This is a genomic window from Acetomicrobium sp. S15 = DSM 107314, assembly GCF_016125955.1.
In the GTDB taxonomy this organism is placed as follows: Bacteria; Synergistota; Synergistia; order Synergistales; family Thermosynergistaceae; genus Thermosynergistes; species Thermosynergistes pyruvativorans.
Genome location: NZ_JADEVE010000389.1, coordinates 1 through 371 on the forward strand (window position 1 = coordinate 1; position 371 = coordinate 371).

A 371-nucleotide genomic window follows, 5' to 3' on the forward strand; every position below is an offset into this window, starting at 1 on the left:
CACTAAAACAACTAAACTCAAAATTAATTGCCACTTCTTCATTTCTAACCCCCCTTTTTTATTTACCTATTTATAGATTTTTGTAGCGCACATAATGTACCCAATTTACTCCTTAGAACAAAGCCGTAGGATGAGTTCCTATATTACTACACGAACTACGGGGTGCAAGAGGTGCTCAACGTTAACGAAGGCACCATCCTCCTTGCGCTTTTGCTCTACAAGCTCGGCGTGAATATAAAGTTTGAAAATGGATTTATGGTCGTAAATAACATAAATAAACCCATAGATTTTATTCCTTTCAGGGTAAATCTCATTGCTAAACCTCATTTGATTTTAGGTAAATTAAGAGATGTAGATTTGTTGCGATATGT

At 35.6% G+C, this 371-nt stretch carries 1 protein-coding gene; it reads left to right on the forward strand.

From position 1 onward, the window contains the following. Positions 1 to 171: 171 nt before the first annotated feature. A partial coding sequence (locus EZM41_RS14015; RefSeq protein WP_232619360.1) for a hypothetical protein occupies positions 172 to 371 on the forward strand: 200 nt, incomplete at its 3' end.